The organism is Rhodococcus erythropolis NBRC 15567, assembly GCF_001552595.1.
GTDB lineage: Bacteria > Actinomycetota > Actinomycetes > Mycobacteriales > Mycobacteriaceae > Rhodococcus_F > Rhodococcus_F erythropolis.
In genome coordinates this window covers 155,815-178,839 of sequence record NZ_BCRM01000002.1, presented here as the reverse complement: position 1 = coordinate 178,839, position 23,025 = coordinate 155,815, and the positions used below count along the sequence as shown (strand labels likewise).

The 23,025-nt window shown below is 65.1% G+C and carries 17 protein-coding genes and 1 pseudogene; 5 read left to right on the top strand and 13 right to left on the bottom strand.

Annotated features, from left to right (window positions below; genetic code table 11):
* Window positions 1–8: 8 nt before the first annotated feature.
* Window positions 9–947 (bottom strand): alpha/beta hydrolase, encoded by a 939-nt coding sequence (locus RE4_RS07420; protein ID WP_081098321.1) that lies wholly within the window; start codon window positions 945–947, stop codon window positions 9–11.
* Between the two features lie 148 nt (window positions 948–1,095).
* On the opposite strand from RE4_RS07420, the gene RE4_RS07415 reads away from it, so the two are divergent.
* Complete coding sequence (locus tag RE4_RS07415) at window positions 1,096–1,617, top strand: TetR/AcrR family transcriptional regulator (RefSeq protein WP_060938341.1); 522 nt, start codon at window positions 1,096–1,098, stop codon at window positions 1,615–1,617.
* 316 nt (window positions 1,618–1,933) lie between these two features.
* On the opposite strand, the gene RE4_RS07410 is transcribed toward RE4_RS07415, so the two are convergent.
* The 5 genes from RE4_RS07410 to RE4_RS07390 all read right to left on the bottom strand — a co-directional run bounded on the left by RE4_RS07410 (window position 1,934) and on the right by RE4_RS07390 (window position 7,544).
* A complete protein-coding gene (locus tag RE4_RS07410; protein WP_003945530.1) occupies window positions 1,934–3,379 on the bottom strand; it encodes an aldehyde dehydrogenase in 1,446 nt (481 codons plus the stop codon).
* Between the two features lie 4 nt (window positions 3,380–3,383).
* Window positions 3,384–4,553, bottom strand: a complete 1,170-nt coding sequence (locus RE4_RS07405) for an Rv3169 family protein (protein ID WP_047889136.1) — start codon at window positions 4,551–4,553, stop codon at window positions 3,384–3,386.
* A gap of 1 nt (window position 4,554) precedes the next feature.
* Window positions 4,555–5,742 carry a phosphotransferase family protein gene (locus RE4_RS07400; protein ID WP_060938369.1) on the bottom strand — a complete coding sequence of 396 codons (1,188 nt, stop codon included), beginning with the start codon at window positions 5,740–5,742 and terminating at the stop codon, window positions 4,555–4,557.
* Window positions 5,743–5,881: 139 nt separating this feature from the next.
* Entirely contained in the window at window positions 5,882–6,769 is an 888-nt protein-coding gene (locus RE4_RS07395; RefSeq protein WP_060938340.1) for an ROK family protein, read from the bottom strand.
* A gap of 4 nt (window positions 6,770–6,773) precedes the next feature.
* The gene (locus RE4_RS07390; RefSeq protein ID WP_003945692.1) at window positions 6,774–7,544 is read right to left on the bottom strand and encodes a class I SAM-dependent methyltransferase; all 771 of its coding nucleotides are present in this window, start codon (window positions 7,542–7,544) and stop codon (window positions 6,774–6,776) included.
* 173 nt (window positions 7,545–7,717) lie between these two features.
* On the opposite strand from RE4_RS07390, the gene RE4_RS07385 reads away from it, so the two are divergent.
* Window positions 7,718–8,932, top strand: a complete 1,215-nt coding sequence (locus RE4_RS07385; protein WP_019747129.1) for a glycosyltransferase family 4 protein — start codon at window positions 7,718–7,720, stop codon at window positions 8,930–8,932.
* On the opposite strand, the gene RE4_RS07380 is transcribed toward RE4_RS07385, so the two are convergent.
* Complete coding sequence (locus RE4_RS07380; protein WP_060938339.1) at window positions 8,879–10,618, bottom strand: MmpA family trehalose lipid delivery protein; 1,740 nt, start codon at window positions 10,616–10,618, stop codon at window positions 8,879–8,881. The genes RE4_RS07385 and RE4_RS07380 overlap by 54 nt on opposite strands.
* A gap of 33 nt (window positions 10,619–10,651) precedes the next feature.
* On the opposite strand from RE4_RS07380, the gene RE4_RS07375 reads away from it, so the two are divergent.
* Entirely contained in the window at window positions 10,652–11,878 is a 1,227-nt protein-coding gene (locus tag RE4_RS07375) for a lipopolysaccharide biosynthesis protein (protein WP_031331334.1), read from the top strand.
* Here the strand turns inward: RE4_RS07375 and RE4_RS07370 are convergent.
* The gene (locus RE4_RS07370; protein ID WP_060938338.1) at window positions 11,859–12,815 is read right to left on the bottom strand and encodes an ABC transporter substrate-binding protein; all 957 of its coding nucleotides are present in this window, start codon (window positions 12,813–12,815) and stop codon (window positions 11,859–11,861) included. The genes RE4_RS07375 and RE4_RS07370 overlap by 20 nt on opposite strands.
* A 169-nt stretch (window positions 12,816–12,984) precedes the next feature.
* Entirely contained in the window at window positions 12,985–14,118 is a 1,134-nt protein-coding gene (gene pgfA, locus RE4_RS07365; RefSeq protein WP_019747133.1) for a cell envelope lipid trafficking protein PgfA, read from the bottom strand.
* A gap of 216 nt (window positions 14,119–14,334) precedes the next feature.
* Between pgfA and RE4_RS30625 the strand changes: the two are divergent.
* A pseudogene (locus tag RE4_RS30625) lies at window positions 14,335–15,384 on the top strand (acyltransferase family protein); the annotation flags it as partial.
* 23 nt (window positions 15,385–15,407) lie between these two features.
* On the opposite strand, the gene RE4_RS31800 reads toward RE4_RS30625, so the two are convergent.
* From RE4_RS31800 to RE4_RS07340, 4 genes are all read right to left on the bottom strand, one after another.
* Window positions 15,408–19,742: an alpha-(1->3)-arabinofuranosyltransferase gene (locus RE4_RS31800; RefSeq protein WP_060938336.1), complete on the bottom strand. Its 4,335-nt coding sequence runs from the start codon at window positions 19,740–19,742 to the stop codon at window positions 15,408–15,410.
* Between the two features lie 43 nt (window positions 19,743–19,785).
* A complete protein-coding gene (locus RE4_RS30620) occupies window positions 19,786–19,959 on the bottom strand; it encodes a DUF2613 domain-containing protein (RefSeq protein ID WP_003945488.1) in 174 nt (57 codons plus the stop codon).
* Between the two features lie 129 nt (window positions 19,960–20,088).
* Window positions 20,089–21,177 (bottom strand): isochorismate synthase, encoded by a 1,089-nt coding sequence (locus tag RE4_RS07345; protein WP_060938335.1) that lies wholly within the window; start codon window positions 21,175–21,177, stop codon window positions 20,089–20,091.
* 45 nt (window positions 21,178–21,222) lie between these two features.
* Window positions 21,223–21,690, bottom strand: a complete 468-nt coding sequence (locus tag RE4_RS07340) for a universal stress protein (protein WP_003945900.1) — start codon at window positions 21,688–21,690, stop codon at window positions 21,223–21,225.
* A 101-nt stretch (window positions 21,691–21,791) separates the two neighbouring features.
* Between RE4_RS07340 and RE4_RS07335 the strand changes: the two genes are divergently transcribed.
* Window positions 21,792–22,970, top strand: coding sequence for a glycoside hydrolase family 3 N-terminal domain-containing protein (locus tag RE4_RS07335; protein WP_019747138.1), 1,179 nt, complete (start codon window positions 21,792–21,794; stop codon window positions 22,968–22,970).
* The last annotated feature ends 55 nt before the right edge of the window (window positions 22,971–23,025 follow it).

Below are 23,025 nucleotides of genomic sequence, written 5' to 3'. Positions count from 1 at the left end.
ACTTCAGGCTAGGCGGGTGGCGACGGTTTCGTGCGGTGACGCTCGGCGACGGAGCGCAGCAGTGTGTCGACGGCGTCGTGGAACTGCGTCAGGCCCGGCTCTTCGACGGGAAAGTGCCCGCACCCGTCCAGCATCACGAATTCGGTGTGTGCGTTGATGCGGCGGAGGAACTGCAGGCTCAGTTCGGGTGGCGTCCATCGGTCGTCGGCCGGGTGGGTGAGCAGAACGGGCGTCGTCCGAAATGCTTCGGGTGCGGTGTGCTCGAACGAGAAGTAGCTGCTGAGGAATCCGAGTGGCACCCGAACACCGCCACCGCGCGGATCGGTTGCGCACAGCGTCGCGAGTTCACGGTTGCTGCTCATGTTCGCGACGTCGGCGACCCAACGGATGGGCACGCGGATACGGCCCACCAGTCGTTCGGTGCGGCGCATCAGGGGAGCGCCGTAGACACCCATCGGGCCGAACCGCGCCGCGGCAGCTCTGGCCGACGGATGCGAGGGATCGAGCAGACAGGTGGCGACGACGGCGTCGGCCAGACCGGTCCGCGCGGCTACCTCGTAGGCCAGCAGACCGCCGATGCTGGCGCCCAACAACACCAGCGGCCGATCGTCGGCTGCCTTCTCGGCCCGGACGAGATCGCAGAGGAGATCGACCCACTGCTCGTACCGGACGCCGGCGGGATCGGCTACGACGGTGTCGCCGTACAGCGGAAGATCGGGGAAGAGGACTTCGGCTCCGAGTTTCACGCCGATCCCGGCGAACGGCCACAACGCGCCCGAGTAGCCGCCGGCGCCGTGGATGCCGAGAACACGAACCGGCGCGTCTGGAACCACCGCCCGTGCGACGTGGACGGTGTTGCCGTTCCACTCCCACCACGTCGGGGTCGGCGCCGGCATGTGGTCGGTGTACCGGTCGGGCATAAACTTCGAGTAATCGGCGCTGGTCACCTACACAATTCTCGGTATCGGCGTCGCGGCTGACAACTCGCATCGGAGGACCGTGTCGACTCGGCGGAAAAGGCCCTCCCAGCAGCGCTCGAGGGCTACCTACGACGCGATCCTGGAGGCAGCTACTCGCGTTTTCGCGTCGGAGGGCATGGCAGCGACCACCAACCGGATCGCTGACGAAGCAGGGGTGTCGGTGGGCTCGCTCTACCAGTATTTCGGCGACAAGTACGAGATCCTCTCGGAGTTGGCGAACCGTCACGTGAGTGCTGCGCGGGAGAGTTTTGCGCTCTGCCTTTCCGACATCGTCGAGCGCGAACTCTCCCTGGACGAGGCCGTCCGGATGTTGGTGGAGTGCGCGGTCGAAGTGAACAGTAAGCCGCGAGAGTTCTTTCACCTGCTCTACGATCAGGTTCCGCGTACGCGTGAGCTCATCGAGCAGGTCGAAGGAATGAATCGGCAACTGGTACTTGGTTTTTCGGAGTACTTGCAGAGCCGCGGTTTCAGTGCGGACGATGCGTTTTTGACGTCGCGGCTGACTGTGACTGCCGTGGACAGCCAGGTGCATCGGGTTGTGCTGGAGTCGGATTCACCCGAGGAACTTCGAGTGCGAACGGAAGCCGTCGTGCGGCAGGCGAGATCGATGATCGCGTCTGCCAAGAACTCGTCGTGAAACAGAGAACCCGCTGAGCGCGAAGTGCGCTCAGCGGGTTCTGTTGTCCTGTCTCAGGAGCCGAAGGGAAGGGTTCCCGGCGGGATCTGGTATCCACTGCTGCCGACGGAGGCGCTGCCCCAGAGTGCGAGGAAAGCGTTGATGGCGTTGGTGAGCATATGAATGTCCTTTGTGAGATGACTGATTCGTTTTCGACGGTACCGGGTGGATCTGTGGATTCGCTGGGAGTTGGCACCCACTTCATGGGGCTGGCACCCGTTCCGGCAGGTCGGAACGGGTGCCAACTGTCAGCAAAGGGTGCCAACTCCCGGGTGGGTCAGCCCACGTAGCCGGGCGGCATGAGTACGGACTTGGTCTCGCAGAAGGCTTCGAGGCCCTCAGGTCCGTTCTCGCGCCCGATACCGGAGTTCTTGTAACCACCGAACGGTGATCCGGGATCGAAGGCGTACCAGTTGATCGCGTAGGTACCAGTGCGGATCTGCGCGGCAACTTCGAGTCCGTGATCGATGTCGGTGGTCCACACCGATCCGGCGAGGCCGTAATCCGAATCGTTGGCGATCTTGATGGCCTCGTCCTCGGAGTCGTACGGGATCACCGAGAGGACGGGTCCGAAGATCTCCTCGCGTGCGATGGTCATCGAGTTGTCCACGTCGGCGAAGATCGTCGGCTCGACGTACCAGCCCTTGTCCAGGCCGGCGGGACGTCCACCACCGAGTACGACGCGCGCGCCTTCTTCCTTGCCCTTGGCGATATAGCCCTCGACGCGCTCGCGCTGCTTCTCGGAGATCAGCGGGCCGAGTTGTGCTGCGGGATCGGACGGATCGCCGACGGTCATGAAGCCTGCCGCGGTCTTCATTCCCTCGATGACCTCGTCGTAACGCGAACGGGGAGCGAGGATTCGGGTCTGAGCGACACAGGCCTGGCCGGTGTTCATCAGGCCGGACATGACGAGCATCGGCATTCCGGCGGCGATGTCGGCGTCCTCGAGGATGATCGCGGCGGACTTGCCACCCAGTTCGAGGGAGCAGCGCTTGAGGTTCTGCGCGGCGATGGCACCGATCTTGCGGCCGACGGCGCTGGATCCGGTGAACGTGATCTTGTCGATGCCCGCATGAGAGACCAGGTATTCGCCGGTCTCGGCTCCGCCGGGGAGCACGGAGATGACGCCTTCGGGAACGCCTGCCTCGGTGAAGATCTCGGCGATCACGTGGACGGAGAGAGGGGATTCGGGTGCGGGCTTGAGCAGTACGGTGCAGCCGGCGAGCAGCGCGGGGGCCAGCTTGTTGATCGCCAGGAACAGCGGGACGTTCCAGGCCAGCACGGCGGCGACGACGCCGACGGGCTCACGGGTCACCTTGGTCTGCCCGAACGCACCGGTGCGCTTCTCTTCCCACGCGAACTTGTCGGCCAGCTCGGCGTAGTAGCCCAGCGTCGCCATCGACGGGGTCTGCTGCATCATGCCGACCATGGCGGGCGGCTGGCCCATCTCGTTGGAGATGAGCTGGTTGATTTCCGCGCTGCGCTCTTCGATCAGCTTGGCGGCCTTGGCGAGGATCGCGCCGCGCTCGGCGGGGGTGGTGCGTGACCACGGTCCCTCGAACGCCGCGCGGGCTGCGGACACGGCCGCGTCGATGTCTGCCGGTGCTGCGATGGGACAGCTGCCGACACGCTCCTCCGTTGCGGGAGAGAACACTTCGAGTACCTGGTCGGTGGCCGGGGCCACCCATGCTCCACCGATGTAGAGCTTGTCGTAGTCAGTCATCAATTCATTCCTCGGTGTTGTCGGTCGCCGCGAGGGCATACGCGTCGTCTGCCTGTGCGGTGTCGGTGAAACTGGTGAATCCGTATTTCTCGTGCGGTCCGATGGCGGCTACCTCGAAAAGACCGGTGCCGGTGTTGGTGTTCGTGCCTTCGGTGAGCGTGAAGGACGCGAGGTTGTCGACGGGGGAGAACATGCGTTGGAACGGTTCGATCTCGTGGACCTTGTGGCGGAGCCCTTGTACGACGAGTTCGCCCTGCCACATTCCGTGACGCCAGTCCTGTTCGAGCCCGTAGCCGGTGCCGATTCCGATGTAGTTGGCCAGCAACAGTTCGCAGGTGACGGTGAGGACTTCACCGCCTGGCCGGTGGAAGGTGATGGTCGCTCCGGTGACGTCGCGGGTGTCGGGGCAAAACGTCAGCTCGTGTTCGGGTCGGCCGAGCCATTCGTTGTCCCTGGCTTCGTCCGGCCACACTCGCATGGCTTCTTCGACGATGCGCCTGCCCTGCTCGTCTTCCTGCATGATCACCGAGATCGTGAACTCGTCGAACTGCATGACCGCGTAGATCCAGAAGAAGTTCTGGATTCCGTCGACGGCGCGTCTGCCTTGCGGTTCGGCTTCACCGACCGGACGCACACCCCACGAGCGGTCGCGATTACCTCGCCACGTCTTCGGGTCGATCGCGAAGTCCTCCCCGTCGACGGTGAGCGATCCGGTCCACGTGCCGGTCTGCAGGAAGCGTGAGGTGTCGAACGTGACTCGTTCGAGTTGACGGCGAAAGTGCTTGGGCTCGAGCGCCGCGGGGATGGTGGCATCGAAGGTGATGTCGAAGGAGAGATCGTATTCGCTGCCCGGTTCGAGTACGACGCGGAGCTTCTGCAGCCCTTCGAGCACTTCGATGCGCAGAGGTCCGACGGTGGTGTCGGTACGGTCGGCACCCAGCGCCTTCGACATGCGAGCAACGATGTGGTCGTCACCGCGGCGAAGGACAGCGAATGCGTCCATGACGCCGAGGTTGGGGTACTGGCCGAGTCCGACGATGAGGAACACGTCGGGGGATTCGGTGGGGTAGCAATTGAAGTAGTAGCGGTCGTAGAAGTTTCGATCCGAGGTGGCTACGTGACGGATCGGTTCGGCGATCTGGTGAACGGGATAGTCGTCCATCGGTGAGAGCATGTCAGGCCAACCTCTCCCAGTAGGTACCGTCGAGCATCGCGGCGAGCGAAGCGCGGTGCATGATCATGTCGTCGGGGTCTTCGGGTCGCTGCGACTGGCCGAAAGCTATGGCGCGGGCCTGGATTCGCCACATGATGACCGCCTGACGCAGTGCGGCATAGGTAACGTAGAACTCCAGATCGTGTGGGGTGTGGCCGGTGATCTCGGCGTAGGTGTGCGCGAGATCCGGCAGTCGAAGGAAGTCGGGAAGGCCGGGTAGGTTCGCCAACCCGGCGATGTCCTCGAAGAACCTGTGCAGGAATGCCATCCAGCCCAGATCCATCTCTCGCGGGCCGAGAGTTGCCATTTCCCAGTCGAGTACGGCTACCGGCGCGAAGTCCTGGTACATGACGTTGCCGATGCGCGAGTCGCCCCAACAGAGCACCGCCGGAGAATCGTCCGCGGGATTGTTCTCCTCGATCCAGTCGAGGGCACGTTCGATGAGCGGTGATCTGATGCCGTCGGAGACCACCCACTCGTAGTACGCGCGCTGCTCGGCGATGTGCGCCGTGAATGCGTCTCGTGCAGTCGTTCCCGAATTCGGGAGTCGGAGGAAGTCGAAACGCTCGCACGGCTTGTCGATGGCGTGCAATTGAGCCAGGACGTCGACCGAGCTGCGCTGGAGGGTTTTTCGCTGGTCGGGGGACGCTTCGGTGACCCACGATCCGAAGTTGTACGGCATGACGTCTGGCGGCACGTCGCCGGAGATTCGTTCCATCACGAAGAACGGCGCACCCAGCGCGTCCGGGTCGGATTCTGACCAGTACACCGCGGGTACGGGCACCGCCGAGTGCTCGCGCACCTGAGCCATGGTGCGGAACTGGGATTCGAGGTCGTAGGTCGGAAACACCGGCATGGTCGATTCCGTCGGTGCCACCCGAGCGACCAAGGGATGATGATCGCCGTCCCAGGTGGCGTCGAAGAGGATGGTTTCGCTGGACATGCCGTTGGCTGCGGGCAAGGTGACGTCGGCGACGGTCACAGTGGATCCGCTCGGCACCTTGCCGGCCATCCACCGTTCCAGGCGCTCACGGAGGTCTTCGGTGTCGCGGAGGGAATCGCTCGGTCGGGCGACCTGGGCGTGATGCTCGGTTTCATCGGTCGAAGAAGCAGTCGAGGCAACGTCAGATGAGGAAGCGTCTGGGCTCACGGTCACCTCCTTCCCGTAGGCGTCACGTGCAATGCCCGTAACGGTGTGAGTCAGAACACTAAAACACGTTACAGAAATTGGGAACAGGTGGCACCCGTTTAGTGGGACTCCCTGCGGATTTATCGGGGAAGAACGCGTGTCAGATAACGGCGGTGAGCGCGAGCAAGCCCGCACCGGTCAGAGTTCCGGCGCCACCCAGCTCGGCGGGAACGATCCGGAGCCCGGCGATGAACGACAAACGGGCATGTCGGGCAGCCGCGTCGAGCATCGGTTCCCACAGCGGTGCACCCGACTGGGCGAAACCGCCACCGATCACCGCGAGGTCCACGTCCAGGAGGGCAGCCGCCGAGGCGATGGCACCACCGAGCGCCGTGCCTGCGCGGTGAAGCGCGTCCACGGCGATCGCGTCGCCGCTGCGTGCACCCTCGGCTAGTTCACGGCCGGTGTTTCCCGACCAGCCCTGGCTACGAGCCCATCGCACCGCGGACGGTCCACTGGCCACCGTCTCGAGGCAGCCGACGCCCCCGCAGCTGCACGGTTCGGAAGATCCTGGAACGACGAGGTGGCCGATGTGACCGGCGTTCCCCGTGCGACCCCGAGCAATCTCACCGCCGAGAACGATTCCTCCGCCGATTCCCGTCGAGACGACCAGGCTCAGGAGGTCCGGGGTTTCGCGTCCGGCGCCGTGGTGGAACTCCGCCAATGCCGCTGCGGCTCCGTCCATGGCGAGGGCGGTTCCGGCATCGGGAAAGACGCTGCGGACGCCCGCTACCAGCTCGAATCCCTGTGCCCACTCGGTGATGTTGATGGGGGCGACGACGCCGGCGACGGTGTCCACCGGCCCGGCGCAAGCGATGCCCACACCGTCGACGTCGCGGCCGTCTGCGACTCGTTCGAGCAGCGCCGCACACGCTCCCCACGGGTCGGTCTGCGGCGTCGGCACACTGTCGAACACGGGAACGCGGCCGTCCTCGGACACGACGCCGGCCGCCATCTTGGTGCCACCGATGTCGAGTGCGAGGCGCATGTCGCTATCGCTTTTCGAGAACCACGACGAGGTTGCTCACCAGGAACTCCCGAAGACCGGGGACTCGGACCATCCACCACGCCCACGACGGGTGGTAGCGCGGGATCGCGGCGAGCAACGTGCCCTGGCTGGTTCCACGGGCCCAGCGTAGGCCGTCGGTGGCGCCGACTTTGAACAACGACACCCCGAATCTGTTCTTCGGTTCGCGTCCGGTCTTGCGGAGGTACCGCTTGGCTGCGTACTCGCCCCCCAGCGCGTGCCACGGTCCGGTTTCGTGGCCGCCGAACGGACCCCACCACAGGGTGTACGAGAGAACCATCAAGCCGCCGGGCTTGGTCACGCGCAGCATTTCCTCGGCCATCAGCCAGGGCTCGCTGACGTGTTCGGCCACGTTGGAGGAGAAGCAGATGTCCACGGACGAGTCCAGGAACGGCAGTGCCAAACCGGATCCACGCACCGCGCCGCCCACGGTCAGACCCGCGGCGTGCATCTCCGACGGATCGGGTTCGACGGGAATGTAGCGGGCACCTGCGGCCTGGAAGACCTCCGCGAAATAGCCCGGACCGCCGCCGACGTCGAGGACGGTGAGACCGTCGAGGGATCGTCCGGTGTGACCTTCGTGCAGGTCCGAGATCAATTCGACGGAGTCGCGCGCGAGCGCGCCGTAGAAGATGTCGGGCGCGGACTGCTCGTGGCGGAAGTCGCTGAGCAGGCCGAACGAGCGTTTCAGGGTTGCCCGTCGGCCGAAAATGCGGGTCACTGCGGGCTTGGTCACGGGTAGCAACTTTAGCCACTGGGTCGCACGGTCCACGAACACCGTCAGGAGCGCGGCAATACGGACGCTCGAACAGTTAGGGTGTTCGGCAGGGTTACCGGCCGGTCAGGCGGGGCATCCCGCAGGATCGCCCGAACCGGGGTGGCCACCGACCAACTCAGGGAGTAACGCACGTGCGCGAGGTTCTGTTGCTCTGCTGGCGCGATACCGGGCATCCCCAGGGCGGTGGAAGCGAGCGTTACCTCGAGCAGGTCGGATCCCAGTTGGCCGAGCGCGGTATCAAGGTGACGCTGCGGACGGCGTCGTATCCCGGGGCGCCCGCGTCGGAGGTTCGAGACGGCATCACGATCAGCCGGGCCGGTGGACGTTTCAGCGTGTACCCCCGCGCTCTGGCCGCCATTGCCGCCGGACGTCTGGGTTTCGGATCGCTCAAGGGCATTCGCCCCGACGCGGTGATCGACACCCAGAACGGCATCCCCTTCTTCTCGAAGACCGTGGCGGGTGCGCCGGTCACGCTTCTGGTCCATCACTGCCATCGTGAACAATGGCCGGTGGCAGGCAAGCTCGTCGGCCGGATCGGCTGGTGGGTCGAATCGCGATTGTCACCGCGCACCCATCGACGTAGTCAGTATCTGACGGTGTCGCTTCCTTCGGCCGAAGAATTGGTGGACCTCGGTGTCGAGCGCGAACGAATTGCCGTGGTGCGCAACGGTGCCGATCGGCTCCCCGTCGGCGTCGACGCGGGTGGATCGATCACCAGGGCCGAGCGTCCCACCATCTCGGTTCTCTCACGACTGGTGCCGCACAAGCAGATCGAGGACGCACTCGAGGCCGTCGCAGCCCTGCGTCCGACGCTTCCGGACATCCATCTCGACGTCATCGGTGGTGGTTGGTGGGAGCAGAACCTGCGAGATCGCGCCGCCGAGTTGGGAATCGGTGACGCCGTCTCGTTCTACGGTCACGTCGACGAGGCTCGTAAACATGAACTCCTTGCGCAGTCGTGGATTCACCTCATGCCTTCGCGGAAGGAAGGGTGGGGCCTGGCGGTCATCGAGGCTGCGCAGCACGGTGTTCCGACGATCGGTTACCGCAGTTCCAAGGGCTTGACCGATTCGATCGTCGACGGAGTGACCGGGCTGTTGGTCGGCGGTGAGCACGCCGGCGACGGCGACATCGCTGATCTGACGCAGGCGGCAGGCACCCTGCTCCGCGACCACGAACTCCGCACGGTGCTCGGTGAGAAAGCTCGGGTGTGGTCGGGCGAGTTCTCCTGGGAGCAGACCGGCACCGGAGTGCTCGAGGTGCTGACCGCGCACAAGGACGGTCGGTGGGTCTCAGGACTGGCCGCGCCTCGCGAGTCGAATTCGGTTCTGGTTCAGTCCGACTGAGATCAGCGCGATCACGCCCATCAGTATCCAGGCGAGATGCGCAACTATGACGGCCGTTCGGGCACCGGTCGACGCTTCCTGCGCGGCAACATCTCCCGGTACCCGGTAGAGCTCGAGATCGTTGTCGGCAAAGACCTGTTCCAACCCGTCGAGTGTCGCTGCCGCCTTGCCGAGCTGGCCTGGTGTCTCACGCTCGATCAGTACCCATCCGACTCCGAGATCGGCCAACTGCGTAGGACTCCCGCCGGCAAGCAGCACATCCTCGACCTGGGTGGCACGGGTTCCTTCACCGCCGACAGCACCACCGGCAACCACCAGTTGGCCGGTCTGCAGCACGTCGAGGGGTAGGAAGCGTGGTGCTGGATCGAGTACCGGCGCATCACCGCTGTAGGGGAAGGCGCGGAACATCCCAGCGGGAAGCACTGCAACGTCACCGGTTTCGTCTCGTAGTTGCTCGGCCACCACGGTCCAGGACCCGGGATAGTGCACGGGTTTCAACGCGCCGCCGACACCCCACACCAGATCCGGTAGTGCCACGATCGTCACCACGACGGCGGCGATCGAGAATGTCGGGCGGGGAAGGGAGAACCGATTGCCCGCCCACATCACCGCGGCGGCGGCAGCGAGTGCGTAGAACGGTACGGCCAGCGCGACCCACTTCTGGGCGTCACGCAGTAGACCGGCGCCGGTGAACACCTCGACCGACCATCGGCCGACGTCGAGCCCCCACGGAGTAGCGCCCAGGGTCGGAGCGAGCACCGCGAACAGGGCCAGCGCGCCGAGTCCACTGACAACGGGGTTCCGGCGTCGGCGCCATAGAGCGGGCACACCGGCAAACACCACGACAAGCAGAAGAACTGTTTCGACCAACGCGAAGAGTGTTGTGCGCGTGGATGGTACCGCTGCCGAGTTCCAGATACCGCCGAGCCCGGCGAGGCTGCCGAGCGTCGCGAGTCCGGGTTCTGCTCGGGCGGCAAAGGCGGCGACTCCCGCCGGATCGGAACCGTCGCCTGCTGCTCCGGATACGAAGGTGGCGACCAACCACGGCGAGGCGGCGACGAGGAACAGCCCGAAAGCGCCGCAGACACGCCGCATGGCCGAGGTTCGGCCTCCGGGGGTGGCTACCACCACCAGCGCGGCCGTCAGAGCGAGTAGAGCGCCGGTAGGTGTCAGGCCCGCGAATGCCAGTGACGCGGCCAACGCCCACCAGGACCCGGGCGTGGCTCGGCGAACTCCGATTCCGGCACCCACGATCCACGGCAGTGCGGCATATCCGGTCAGCAGGCTCCAATGTCCTTGCAACAGGCGCTCGGCCACGTAGGGGTTCCAGAGCATCACCGTCGACGCGACCAGTTGTGGACCGAGACCGGCCGTCGGCAGCAGGACGGCGACCATGCGCGCCGCACCCCAACCGGCGAGCCAGAGCGCCACCAGCAGGATGAACTTGACCACCAGTCCGCCGTCGATCACGGTGCTCAACGCTGCGATCAGCGCGTCCTGGGGAACGGCGCGGGCTGCGGCGTCGGTGAGTCCGAGGGCGGAGTCGGTCAGGTACGAGCGCGGCGTGCTGACGGCGTCGCGCAGCAGGAGGTAGCCGGGGCCGAGCAGCGGTCCGAGGATCAACAGTGCCAGCGCCAGGCTGTACGCCGCAGGCAGGTAACGGCGGTATCCGGCTTGCACTGTCATGACGCGCACGATACGTGGTGCATCATTACTGCCATGCCTCGCCAACCACTCGATCGCGCCGCCGCGGCCGGGGTCGGCATGGTTTTGGTGGGATCGATGACGGCCAATGTCGCGTCGTACCTGTTGGCATGGTTGGCCAGCCGATGGTTGGGTCCGGTCGGCTACGGAGAGTTCGCGAGTCTGCTTGCCGCCCAGTTGGTACTTGCAGTTCCGGCTTTGGCGTTGCAGACGGTGGTCGCCCGCGAGGCGGTGCGTGGCAAGAGCACAGATGCGTTGCGGTCGTTGGGGTATCGATGCACCGCGATCGTCGCCGTCCTCGCGGTTGCGCTCGCTCCGGCGATGGCGTGGCTGCTCGACACCGGAATCGTGGCGTCGTTCTCGGCATTGGTGACCGCGCCCATGTTGGTTCTACTGGCAACGGAGCAGGGGTTGTTGCAGGGTCACGGTCGATTCGGCACTCTCAGCGCCGTGCTGGCCGGAGCCGGGGTGATGAAAGTCCTTCCGGCAGTGATCGTTCTGGCTTTCGGTGGCGGGGCAGGCGCGGCATTGGTCGCGGGCGCGGCCGGAACTGCGTTGCTGGTGGCGATAGTTCGAGTGGTCGACCGAACCGTCTCGGTGAGCGAGGACCGTGCGGTGCGTATCGGCGTCGTCTCCGTGCTCGCGGCGTCACAGGTCCAGCTCGCGCTGATCGCGTTGTCTTCGCTGGACCTGCTGATCGTCCGCGTCGTCCTCAGTGAGTACGACGCCGGTGTCTACGCACTCGGCGCCGTCGCGACGAAGGTGGCGTTCTGGCTGCCACAGGCAGTGGGCGTCGTGCTGTACCCGAAGATGGCGAATCCGGCGCACTCGGCGCAAGCGGTTCGCTCGGCGTTGGCGGTGCTCGTCGGTATCGGCGCCGTGTTGGTTCTGGGGGCGGCGGTTGCCGGCCCGCTGGTGCCGATGCTCGTGGGCGACGCGTACGCCGCCGTGGCTCCGATGCTGTGGGCCTTCGCCCTGCACGGTGCAGCGCTGGCGGTACTCCAGGGTGCCTTGCTGTCCGCAATCGCGTCAGAACGCACGCGAGTGGCCCTTCTTGCGTGGGCGGGACTGGTTGTGGAGGCGACGGTCATGCTGGTGTGGGCGAAGACGCCGGGAGAGTTGATCGGCGTCGCCGTGGTGGTTGCGTCGACGACGGCCTTGGCGGTGTCCGTCGCCGCAGTGCGAAGTGCCGACCGCGCCCGGCCGGCACCTCACAGCGACGTCAGTTCTCCAGACGCGTGAACAAATCGTCGAAGTAGTCGAGCGTACGCATCGCGGTGTAGACGGATCCGTAGTTGATGTTCCCGCCCGTGTAGACGACGTTGTTGCCTTGTACTGCGCGGATACGGTTCCACATCGCGCGGTCGTCGGTGACGGGATCCACGCCGGGCGCGGTGGTGACGATCATTCCGTCGGCCGAGTCGAGGGAAGTCACCAGATTTTCGGTGGAGATCTCCTTCTGTCCCTCGACGGGCCACTGGAGCTGGACGCCGAGGTCTTCGGCCACCTGCGTGGAGATGCCCTTTCGGTTGACGCCGTTGACCTTCTGATTCACGTAGTTCAGCAGCACGATCTGCTTGCTCGCCAAACTCCGGGCGTGGCGTTCCTTCAATCCGGCTGCCTTGTCCTCGTACGCTCCGATGACCTGACGGACTTCGGGGTTCTCGGTGCGATCCAGCCAACTTGCCAACTGGTCGATGTTCTCGCGCCACGGACGGGTGAAGTCCATCGGAAGCACAGGAGCCGTCTGGCTCAACTGCTGCAGCGGCCACATGTCGGAGGCCTCACCGATGTCGGTGCAGATGATCAGGTCCGGTTCCAGCGCGAGAATTGCCTCGACGTTGACCGGTGCCTCGAACACCTGCGCCGTGGGATCGGCTGGAACCCACGGCTCGGCGGCGTCGAAGCTGTACGCGATGACCGGCAGGCCCATCGCAACGGCTGGTTCGAGGTCGAGTCGGGAGTCGATGGCGACGACGCGCTTCGGTGCCACCGGAATGTCGTAGGTTCCGAGCGAGGTCGTGACCGTGCGCATCCCGGACGCATCGCCCTCGGTACCGGCGGACCTTGCGCAACCGGCGGCGAACAGCCCGGAGAATGCAGCACTGCCGACAACAAATCTCCGACGTGTCAGATCGCTGACACGGATGTGCGAACCCAGAACTGTTGATGCGGGCATGTGGCTCCTCGTGTTCGGGGTGGTCTGGACTTCCAGAAAACGCTAAGCCCGCGACCACGCGGAGGGAACGACCCGTTGCGCCAATCCGTACGCCGATCCGGCAACAAAGTCCCGAAATGCAGCAGAGCGCCCCTTCCGTGTGGAAGGGGCGCTCTGCTAACTGCCTGAATCAGTCCTTGCGCAGATCCGGACGCGGGATCACCTGAGTGTCGTCCGAGGTCCAGTCGTGCTCACCCGGAGCCGGCTCGGGCGAACCCTGGCCGCTGGGATTTTGGTTCGTTCCGCCGTGTGCGGCGCGGGCCGGAGTTCCGCCCTTGCCGCCGCGAAGGCCGAGGAAGATACCGGCGATCAGCGCGATGACTCCGAGGACACCTGCCACGATCGGGACGGTGCGGCCGAACAGCGAGAGCTTGTCCATGCCGTCACGCGCCTGCTGGACCTGGTACTCGATGGTCGCCTCGTCGAAGGGCAGCGTGACCTTGAGAACCTCGACGTCGACGGCATCCTTGTTGCGGCCGTAGTACTGGTGCAACTGCTCCTGGCCCTTGACGACGACACCGGTCTTGGGCTCGACCCACAGGTCACGGACGTTGGTGTACCAACGCGTCATCGTGATCGGGGTTGCGCCGCCGGGAACGCCCCAGGTGTCAGCGGGAAGGCTCAGCTTGTTGGTGGGGGAGTTGACGACCTTCGACAGGTCGACGGGATCGATCGTCTGCTGGAAGTGGTACACCTTCAGACCGTTGATCTCGGTCTCTTCGACGAAGTCGATGTCCTTCGTGGCGCGAGCGTTCAGGTCGAAGTAGGGGTAGCTCTTCTGTTCCGTGTTGAACGGGAACTTGTACTGCAGACCGTCGCGGGAAACTTCTTCGGCGGGCTGGTCGCTGGACGTCTGGACGGTTCCGACCGGATCGTTGGTCGGCATCGAGCTGACGCGATCGAGCGTGACGCGGTCCAGGGTTGCGGTCAGCAGTCCGGTGTCGCCCTGCTTGTCGGTACGACGGACGGTCTGGCCGGCTTCGACGGTGATGATGTCGGCGTCGGACGGGTCCTGCGTGGTGACGTAGCGCTGAGCGACGATCGGCACGTTGGTGTCGACCTGTGCCTTTCCGCCGAGGAGGGCCGCCGAGTTGAGGACGCTACCGGTGCCTGTGGCGACGGTGGTCACCTCGAGGTCGAGTGGCGTCTTCTCCAGCTTGCCTACCGTGTAGGTAGGAATGAGGATGGCGATGGCCAAAAGGAAGGCACCGAGGCCCACCAGAATGCAAGGAAGTATCCGGCTCGGCCCTGAGCGTTCCGCCATGCTGTGACTCCTAACCCGTTAAGTCTTTCGAGGTTCCCCAACCGGCACAATATGAGCTGCGCAGATCGCATGGGGCCCCCGATGGACACCATGTGTGGCAGAACACTAACAGTCCACCGGCCCGGTTTGTCGCATGAGGGCATGAATTGGCCAGGCATTTTGTTGTGAGTCCCTGGTGGTTTCCCTCAATCGGCCTGGGGTGCACACTTATCCGTGATGATCAGTTCCACGAATTCCTCTCAGACGGTCCCGCCACAGGCTCGGGGCTTCGTTCCGGCTTTGGACGGTATGCGTGGATTGGCCGCGCTCGGCGTCCTCGTCACCCATGTCGCGTTCCAGACCGGTGAAGCGCAGTCCGGTGCGATCGGGCGCGCGTTCGGTCGACTCGATCTCGCCGTAGCGGTGTTCTTCGCCTTGTCCGGATTTCTCCTGTGGCGCCCCCACGCGGCAAAGGCTCGCGGAATCGGGCAGCCGCAGTCGACCGTCCGGTACTGGATCTCCCGCGCGACGCGCATTCTGCCGGCGTACTGGGTGGCAGTGGTCCTGATCCTGCTGTTCCTGCCCGGTGCCGGCGGGGGCTACCAAGTGTGGTTGGCGAATCTCGGGTTGGCGCAGGTCTTCGTGCCGTTGACACTCACCGAGGGCCTCACGCAGATGTGGAGCCTGTCGGTCGAGGTGGCGTTCTATGTTCTGCTGCCGCTTTTCGCGTATCTGATGGTCCGACTACGAGGAAACTCGGTCCGGTTCCGGCTGCCGCTTCTGCTCGGGGTGTCGGTCTTGGCCTTGACGTGGGCATTCATTCCGATTCCGACGCCGGACGCTATCCACCACGACAACTGGTTGCCGGGCTACCTGCCGTGGTTCGGCGCCGGCATGGTGCTGGCCGAGCTGGCAGTGGGCCCGTCGACATGGGTGCATCGCCTCGCGCACCGTCGGGTACTCCTGACCCTCATTGCCTTTATCGCCTTCGTTCTCTCGTGCACTGATCTGGCCGGGCCCGAAGGTCTGGTGCGGCCTGAGCCGTGGCAGTACGCGATCAAGATTGCACTCGGTGCGATCATCAGCTTCTCGTTGATCGCGCCACTGGTTCTGCGCGATCAATCGCAGCATCGGTTCCTGGCCAGTCCTTTGGCGCTGGCAATCGGACGCTGGTCCTACGGCCTGTTCATCTGGCACCTGGCCGTACTGAACGCTGTGTTCCCCGTATTCGGCATAGTTCCGTTCTCTGGCAGCTTCTTCTACGTCCTGGCCCTCACGGTCGTCCTGAGCGTCGCTGTGGCCTCGGCCAGTTACGCCTTGGTGGAGGAACCGGCGCGCGTCGCGGTCACGCGGTGGGAGAAGCGCCGCCACATCGGTGAACCGGCGAAGGGCAACGCGGCCAACCCGGTCACGACCAAGGCCACCAACATCGAGAACTGAATCGCGAACGAGTCGCCCACATAGCCGCCCGGCGCTCGCCACGGTCCGGTCGAGAGCAGCGTGATGCCGATCATCGCGGCCACGCCGGCGGTGCCGACGAGAATGCGTGCGGTCCGAGCCGGGCCGAAGATTCGCAGCGCGGCAAGTCCGAGGATCGAGCACACAACTGCGATCGCCGCTCCCACTCCGCCGCCGATGACGGTGGCCGCCGCGAGCATGCCCACCCATCCTGCCGCGACGCTGCGCCACGGTCGGGGTGGTGTGAGGGGCTTGGGCTCTCGGCGCGTGGGGACAAGAGCCGCGAACAACAGCGGGATCAGCAACACGAGCCCGCCGAAGATGCCGAGGCGGTACCAACGGTCGCTGGGGAAGTCGATGGTGACGGTTCCCGCGGTGCCTGCCGGCACGATCCAGCCCTGCTGCCAACCGTTCACGACCACCGGCGTCAGCTCGGAACCGTCCGGCGCCGTGGCGATCCAACCGATGCTGGTGCTCTCGGGATTGACGATCAGCTGATCGGCGGACGAGCTCGTGACGGTGAGTTCGCGGTGATTCGCCGTCCACGCGGTCGATTCGAGCGGTGTATTCCGTTGCGCGGCTGAAGAACCGACCGCCGTCAGATCGAGATTGTCGACCGAGAACGCGGGGCCTGGTTCGACGACCACTTCAGGCTGTCCCGCCGGCAAAGTCGCCGAAGCGTCCAAACCGCACACACGTGCCTCGACGGGTGCGCCGGTCCGAAGTTGCGTCGCCGTCGCCGTGATCGAGGTGGGGAATTGCTGTCCGGCAACCGAAATGGTCGGGCCGTCGCCACAGGTGACGGTGACGGTGCGGTTGTCGAATGATTCTGCGCCCTGCACTCCGGAACCGGCGATCGGGGTTCCGTCGGCACCGACGACGCCGACCTCGGCGAGGCCGGTGGGCTGCGCCTGGGCGAAGCCGAGCGCCGTCTGATCGAGGACCGGTTCCCAAGCGGTGATGCTCAGGACGATCTTGTCGGTGACGAAGGGGGCGAGGGTAACTCGACTGGTTCGAGGCGTGTCGTCCGAGGGTTCGGGCAGCTCTCGCACCTGCGGCCCGTTGCCGAGATTCACCGCGACACTGGTCGGCAGCGACGGCAGAGTGCCAAGTCCCCGGGTGATGTCCAGGCCGGTGACCAGGGTGGGCTCGGGAAGATTGAGAGTCAGCGTCGGTTTCGGGCCGCCCGGTTCTGTGGTGCTCTGCGGCGCCGACCACGTGGTGCGTGCGTCGCCGTCGGTGGCAGCGAAGGCAGATCCGCGTGTGTCGCCGATGTCGCTCGAACCCGAAGCCGTGATTCGGCCGGGGATGGAAAGCAGATCTTCGAGGGCGTTGCCCTGACGCGCTCGGACAGTCAGTGTCGGTGCAACGACTGTGTTTTCGGGCACCGTGAGCGTGCGCTGGAAGCGGCTCGGCTCTTCGGGTATCGCCATGAATGCATTGCTGCACCGCACGCGGTCCGTCGAGTCGGCGCAGGCGTTGCGGCCGGGGAACTCCTGGCTCAGGTTCCACGCGTTCACGGATGCGCCCGTCGGCGTACTCGGCAGGACCGTGTCGAAACGGATCGGTACGGTCTTCGGCGCGCTGCGATCGGAGAAGTCTTCGACGGAGAGTTCGCTGATGCCGAACTGTGTTCCAGGCGATCCGTTTTCGGTGTGAGTCGCTGTGACGCGTACCCACGGAGTGTTGCCACCCGGAATCGAGACGGTGATGGGCTCACCGGGACGCTCCACCTTCACCGCCGTGCTGCCGTTCGGTGTCGAGACCTCGAGCCATTTGACGGGAGCTCCGATTGCCGCGGCACTGGTGGTCAGATGAAGCAACCCACTGGAAATCGGTGTGTCGAAGTCGATCTGCAACCACTGGCCCAGTGCGCGCTCGATGCCGTTGCTGAACCAGCCGGTGGCCGGATCGCCGTCGACCGTCGACGCGGGACTGCTCGACGGTGAAGTGCCGCCCAGCTGGGTGGCATCTGAGGCGGCGCTGGAAACGGTGATCGAAGCTCCGCTCCAACGGCCTTCCACGAGAGGCGTGTTCGCTACCGGGTAGTCGGGCACCAGATTGTAGGTACGACGAGCGTCGTCAGGGGTGCGCAGGGCGGAACTGTGGTTGTCGACCTGACCGAAATCGGTTTCCCGATCGCGCGGTGTGTCGGTGACGGTGACAGAATCGACGGGCAGTCCCGCAGCTTCGGCGTCGGCGGCGAGAATCATCGGCCCGGTCCCCGGAACCAGCCCGCTTTCGTGAAGTCGCACAGACGATTCCGGCCCACCTTGTACACGCGGAACCTGGTTCAGGTCGACGGAGTACGGGCCACTGACCGCCGGGGTGCCGTCGGGCGGGGTGACCTCGAAGATTTCGATGGCCGGGTAACCGGGACGCAGATCGCTGTCCGCGACCAGCCCTTCGATCGGTTCGGGGCTGTCGTCTTCACCGAAGTGGGCGACTCGCTCGATCCCCGGCGAGCCTTCGACCGCCTGGTGCACGAGTATCGGCCTGGCCGAGCGCGACGTTTCGCCGTCGAGGTCGTTGCGCATCACCAGGTAGTGGATGCCCTGCCCAAGCAAGGTCTGTGCGAGGCCGTCCGACGGACGTCCGTCGGCGATGAGACGTTGCACGGAATCGAGCGCTCGGATTGCGCCGGGAGGGGTCAGCGGGACCGAGTCACGCACCGCCCACGGCGTACTCGCCAAAGCCTGAAGCGGTTCGTCACGCGTCAGACCCCAGACTTGGCTGCCGAAGGGCGCTCCCGGGACGACCAGGGCACGTTCGGCTTCCGATCCGGGGGAGGTGTTGTCCTCGAGCCACTGCGCTGCTTCGTTCCAGTACGAGGGAACGTCCGGATAAGCACCGCGGGGAGCGAGCTTTCCCGTCCAGGCCAAGGCAGTCGAGAGGGTGAGGGCAACGAGGATCAGGCTGGTCAGTGCGACCATCGGTTCGCGCTCGGGATGGGCGAACGCGCGGCGCCATCGGGCGAGTGGAACCGATCCCGGTAGTGGCACTTTGGCCAGCAGGTGTGCGAGTCCGAGCACCAGCGGCAGACGGACCAACGGCTCGAGCTTGTGGACGTTGCGCAGCGGAGCGCCCGCCGAGTCGAGGAACAGGCGTACCGACTCCGACACCGGTGAGCTGAGTTCACCAACGTATCCCGCGGCCAGGCCGGTGATACCGACGAACAGGATGAGCGTCAGCCGGCCGCGAGCAGGCATGGACCGCATGCAGAGCCCGGCGAGGCCGGCGGCGGCAACCAGACCGGTGGCGACAACTGCTGCGGGCTGGGTGACCAGGACGGCGCCGGCAATGCGTTCGGGGGAGACGAACGGGGTCCAACTGTCTGTGCCGCGAAGTATCTCGGCCAGCGACGCCCATTGCGTGGTGACACCGGCGGACTCGATGTAGTCGAGGAACGGTGGGCTGATCTTGCCGAGCAGAAGCAGCGGCACGATCCACCAGAGCGTGCCGAGAGCGACGAACAGCGCCCACCACGCGGTGAACGTCAGCCATGTTCGGTTGGGTTTGTGCGAGAGCCACCAGATGATCGCGACCAGGCAGGCCGCGGCGGTGGCGACGGCATTGATCGAACCCATGAGCGCGACGGCAAGCGCGGATTGTGCGGCTAACCGCCTCAACCCCCGTGAGTGGTTAGGGAGTCCAGGGACTCCTTTTCCACGCACAGGGCCGAAAGCCAAAATCACCGGCAACAACACCCACGGCGCCAGCATCATCGGCAGGGTTTCCGAGGAAATCGAACCGAGCGTGGTCAGCACGCGGGGAGAAAGAACAAAGGCAACCGCTGCGATGACGCGCGAACTACGGCTGCCGATACCGAGAGCCTCGGCAACTCGGATGATGCCCCAGAATCCTGCGATCAGAAGCAGCGCCCACCAGATGCGCTGGGTGATCCACGGCGGAACGTTCGCCAACTCGCCGAGCGCGAAGAACGGCCCGTGCGGAAAGAAATATCCGTAGGCCTGGTTCTGAACCTGGCCGAGCGGGGCCTGACTACTCCACTGATGCGACGCGCGTTCGAGAAAACCGAACGGATTCTGCGTCAGGTCGTACTTGGTGTCAGCGGTGATCAGACCCGGCGATTGCAGAAAAGTGAGAAGAAACGCTACGACGGAGGCGCCGAACAGCCACCGCTTCGACAGGGGCTCTGCCGACGGGGCGGTGTCTACCGAAGACACCGCTGCGTCGGCGGAAGAACGGGAACTCGCGAGGCCTGCGCTCTCAGCGGCTGCCGTACTCAACCTGGTTCAGCACGGAAGAATCTGCGTTTCCGCTGCGGTCGATCTCGGGACGAGTGTTGTCCGACGCGGCGGCCGTGACACCGAAGATGACGCCGGCACCCAGAACGGCACCGATGACAGCGCTGGCCACACCGGGGACAAGGAACTTCGTCATCGCGGATCTCCCAATTGGTCGTTAGTCGGTCGTTCGCGGTCGGACGGACTTACCGGCCCGTACGAACTGCTCGGGTCAAGGTATCACCCGCACTCGAGAATCCGGACGATTACCCTCGTGACGTGCTGGTCAGTCGAGGGTTTCGGTACCGAGCGCGGTCAACAGAGTGCGCAGTTTCGTAGATGTCTCGTCGAGTTCGTCCTGTGGATCCGATTCGGCGACAATTCCACCACCCGCGCTGGCCCAGGCGTTGCGGCCGTCTGCACTGATCTCGGCGCAGCGGATGGCAACCACCCAATCGCCGTCACCGGCCCCGTCGCACCATCCCACGGCGCCGCCGTAGAAACGGCGAGGCTCCTCGGTCTCGCGGATGACTTTCAGTGCCGCGTCGGTGGGTGTTCCGCACAGCGCGGGCGTCGGATGCAGAGCGATGGCGAGGTCGAGCGCAGTGGTGTCGTTTCGCAGCGTGCCGCGGATCGGGCTGGCCAAGTGCCAGACCTCGTGAGTATTGGTCAGTTCGGGAGTTGCCGGCACCGACAGATCACTGCACATCGGTTGCAGGACCTCGCGGATCCACGCCGTCACGAAGGCGTGCTCGGCCAGATTCTTCGTCGAATGCAGAAGGCTTTCGCCTGCCTCGCGGTCTTGATCGGCGTCGGCGGATCGCTTTGTGGTCCCGGCCAACGGGCGACATGTCACGACGCGCCCGCGTCGACTGACCAATACCTCGGGCGTCGCGCCGACCAGGCTGTGGCCCTCGAATTCGGCTCCCGCAGCAGAGAGGTCGACGGCAAAGGTGTTGGCGACGGGATTGAGCGCCGCCATGCGTGCGGCGAGCGCGGTCGGGGAGATCGGGGTCTGCGTGCGAAGTTCCACAGTGCGAGCCGCGACAACCTTGTCGATCTCTCCACTGCGGAGACGTCCGATCAACTTTTCCACTCGACGAAGATGCTCCGACGACGACGGGATCTCCCGGTCAACCCGGGTCGTCGGCAGGGCCTGGGGATCGCGCGGTTGCCACGGCCGCGACGCGATCGTCGCCTCGGCAGGTTCGTACAACGCGGTTGCGGCAGCCGGGTCGAAGGGGAGCGCTCCGACGATCAGCTTTGTCGTACCTGCCGACAGAGCGTGGGTGGCCGCGTCGGAGCTGTCGAAGCTGCGTCGTACGCCGCGGGTGACCACGCTGTGATCGGGGCGCGAGAGAACAAAACCGTCCATGGTGGCTTCGACACTAGTCGGCCACGGATCAGGAATGCGCGAAGGTCACTTCCCTGGAGGGACGATCAACACCGGCCGATGACTGTGACGCAGAACATGATCCGCGACGCTGCTCTGCAGTAGCGACCGCAAACCCGTAGTGCCACGGGTGCCGGTCACGATGATGTCGACGTCCAATTCGTCTGCGGTTTCGCAGATTGCAGACCAGATCGCGGATCGGCACTCGGCGCTTCTGCCTTCGACGGTCAGGCCTGCGGCCTCGGCCAGTGCGACGCCCTCGGCGAGGGTGACTTTGGCGTCGGTGTACGCGATGTCCTCGACGTCGTCGTCGGGAACCCACTCCGGTTGCATCACCCCGGACAGGCCGGACATGCGAGCGGCCTGGCGAACCATCGGCTCCCAGGCAGTGACGAGAACAGCACGATTGGCGGAGAGGAAACGCCCCGCATAGTCGACTGCACGCTTGGCGTTGTCGGAACCGTCGTACGCGATGAGCATCAGACCTTGTGGCATCACGACCTCCTCGTCAGCGGGGGAATCGGTTCTCTTCCAGGCTACCGTCCCGATGTGCCCGTGAGGGAGTGTATGGGTACCGGGTCCGTTACGGTCGAGGTATGCGGATCAAGTTTCTGAAGGCTGCGACGACCATTGCTTTATGCGGAGGGTTGGTTGCGGGATGCTCGGGCGAAAACGGGACCGCCGATCCGGTTTCGAGCGCCCCGACCAGCACCACCTCCGAGATCACGTCGACGCCTGCGGCATCCAGCTCCGCGCCCGTCGCCGCGTCGTGCGGTAGTGACCTTCTGGCTTCACTGTCCCTGCGTCAGAAACTTGCCCAGCTGCTCAACGTCGGCGTCACCGGGACCGATGACGCGTTGTCGATAGTGCAGAACGAGGAGATCGGCGGCATCTTCGTCGGAAGTTGGACCGATCAGTCGATGCTCACCAATCGCGAAGTGCCGCAGGTTGCTTCGGCGTCGAAGTTGCCGTTGATGGTGACGATCGACGAAGAAGGTGGACGAGTTTCCCGCGTCGCGGACATCCTCGGGCCCGATCCGTCGGCCAGAGAAACGGCGCAGACCATGACAGTGGAACAGACGTACCAGATGGCGCTCGAGCGTGGACGCGGGTTGAAGGATCTCGGGATCACCGTCAACTACGCCCCCGACGTCGACGTCAGCAGCCAACCCGACGACTCCGTGATCGGGGACCGCTCGTACTCCGACGACCCCCAGACCGTGGTTGCCTACGCCGGTGCGTACGCGCAGGGTATGCGCGATGCCGGAATCTTCCCGGTGATCAAGCACTTTCCCGGACATGGCAGCGCGTCGGGTGACTCGCACCGGGGTGAGGTGACAACGCCGCCCTTGCAGGATCTGATCGCGTCGGACCTGATTCCCTTCCGGGAGCTGTCGGGAACCGGAGTCGGCGTCATGATGGGTCACCTCGAGGTTCCCGGTCTGACCGAGCCCGGTACCCCTGCCAGCATCAGCCCCGCCGCCGTCGCGTTGCTTCGCGACGGAGTGGGTTACGGCGCAGCGCCGTTCACCGGCCCGGTATTCACCGACGACCTCAGCGGAATGCAGGCGATCACCGACCGATACGATATTGCCGACGCGGTTCAGGCTGCGCTGGTGGCTGGAGTCGATCAGGCATTGTGGCTGACAACCGACGACGTTCCGCGGGTGCTCGACCATCTCGAGCAGGCCGTCGCGTCCGGTGAGCTTCCGCAGGCGCGGGTCGATCAGGCCGTGGTCACAGTTGCCACTGCCAAAGGTGCCGTGACCTGCTGAGTCGAAGTCGGGATTCGACGCACAATCTTACCGTAGAGTAAGATCGACATTTACC

Coding starts and splice junctions, on each gene's coding strand:
- RE4_RS07410 (WP_003945530.1), bottom strand. CDS start 3,379: ATGACTGACTACGACAAGCTCTACATCGGTGGAGCATGGGTGGCCCCG.
- RE4_RS07335 (WP_019747138.1), top strand. CDS start 21,792: ATGCGGATCAAGTTTCTGAAGGCTGCGACGACCATTGCTTTATGCGGA.
- pgfA (WP_019747133.1), bottom strand. CDS start 14,118: ATGGCGGAACGCTCAGGGCCGAGCCGGATACTTCCTTGCATTCTGGTG.
- RE4_RS07395 (WP_060938340.1), bottom strand. CDS start 6,769: ATGCGCCTCGCACTCGACATCGGTGGCACCAAGATGGCGGCCGGCGTC.
- RE4_RS07345 (WP_060938335.1), bottom strand. CDS start 21,177: ATGGACGGTTTTGTTCTCTCGCGCCCCGATCACAGCGTGGTCACCCGC.
- RE4_RS30620 (WP_003945488.1), bottom strand. CDS start 19,959: ATGACGAAGTTCCTTGTCCCCGGTGTGGCCAGCGCTGTCATCGGTGCC.
- RE4_RS07340 (WP_003945900.1), bottom strand. CDS start 21,690: ATGCCACAAGGTCTGATGCTCATCGCGTACGACGGTTCCGACAACGCC.
- RE4_RS07370 (WP_060938338.1), bottom strand. CDS start 12,815: ATGCCCGCATCAACAGTTCTGGGTTCGCACATCCGTGTCAGCGATCTG.
- RE4_RS07415 (WP_060938341.1), top strand. CDS start 1,096: ATGGCAGCGACCACCAACCGGATCGCTGACGAAGCAGGGGTGTCGGTG.
- RE4_RS07380 (WP_060938339.1), bottom strand. CDS start 10,618: ATGACAGTGCAAGCCGGATACCGCCGTTACCTGCCTGCGGCGTACAGC.
- RE4_RS07375 (WP_031331334.1), top strand. CDS start 10,652: ATGCCTCGCCAACCACTCGATCGCGCCGCCGCGGCCGGGGTCGGCATG.
- RE4_RS07405 (WP_047889136.1), bottom strand. CDS start 4,553: ATGCTCTCACCGATGGACGACTATCCCGTTCACCAGATCGCCGAACCG.